The sequence below is a fragment of the Micromonospora sp. H61 genome (assembly GCF_018070325.1).
GTDB classification, from domain to species: Bacteria; Actinomycetota; Actinomycetes; order Mycobacteriales; family Micromonosporaceae; genus Micromonospora; species Micromonospora salmantinae.
Window position 1 is genome coordinate 1 of the sequence record NZ_JAGPXY010000230.1, and the last position, 998, is coordinate 998.

Annotated in this window: 1 protein-coding gene and 1 pseudogene; both read right to left on the reverse strand. The window is 70.1% G+C overall.

Annotation, left to right across the window (positions count from 1 at the left end; translation table 11 throughout):
* Positions 1-39 precede the first annotated feature (39 nt).
* The gene (locus KBX08_RS33330) at positions 40-522 is read right to left on the reverse strand and encodes a hypothetical protein (RefSeq protein ID WP_210787723.1); all 483 of its coding nucleotides are present in this window, start codon (positions 520-522) and stop codon (positions 40-42) included.
* Between the two features lie 111 nt (positions 523-633).
* A pseudogene (locus KBX08_RS33335) lies at positions 634-998 on the reverse strand (DUF4314 domain-containing protein); the annotation flags it as partial.

Here is a 998-nt window from a genome sequence, read left to right on the forward strand (position 1 = left end):
CCGTGAGGGCCGGGAGCGATGCGTGCGGTGCGGTCGTGGTCAGTCGGCGCAGCCCCGTTCGCAGCCCTGTGGGTCGCACTGCTGTCCCTCGGCCATCCGGGCCAGGGCCGGCCTGTCGTCGCCGTCGAGGTCGTCGAGGAACGGCCAGTCGAACCCGTCGGCGAACGCCTTGACCTTGGGCGCTCCGTACATCGGGTATCCGGCGTGATCCATCGCCGCCACGATGTCGTCGCGGCCGAGAAGCCAGGCGAGTTCGCCGAGCTTGTCCACCGACCGGCTCGCCGAGTTGCCCCGGTGTTCGATGATCTTCCCGATGGCGAAACGCAGGTAGTCCCGGGCGTAGGACTCGTGGTCGACCCGCTGGGTCCACTCACCCGGGTGGCGGGGGGTGAGGACCTGGCGGGCGTGGTCGAGATCGAGCGCCTCCACGAGCACCTCCTCGCGGAATCCGAAGATGTCCCAGCGGTTAGCGCGCAGGGCCCATACCCGGGTGACGATGTCCTCTTGGCTACGGATGGTCACTGGAGTTCCTTCCTGTTGGTCTTATCTGTCGTGATGGTTGTGGCCGGGTGGCAGCGGCCGATGTCGGCTGGCTTCGGGTGACGCGGTGGGGCTTGGTCGGGATCGCCCGGCCTATGCCTGATCGGGGTCGGGCACGTCGCCGACGATCCGGTCGCAGGCGTAGGGGTCGAAGGGCTCCCAGCGCCAGTTGCGGCCCATCACGACGTACCGGCCGTCGCCGTCCGGGGCGATGCGTTCGATGGCTTCCGGGTCGTCGGCCAGGGCGCGCTGGTCGGCGACGATGACGTCGCCGTCGAAGGAGAGGTCGGCCAGTGTGGCGTCGACCCGCCGGTCCAGCTCGTCTGCCGGCACGCCCTCGTCCCGGAGGCGGTCGCGGTACTGGTCGCGGCGCCGCTGCTGGTCCGCGACGATCGCCTCGGCCACCGCGCGGGTGCAGGAGAACACCGCCCACCCGTTCCAGTGCTCGATCAGGGTGC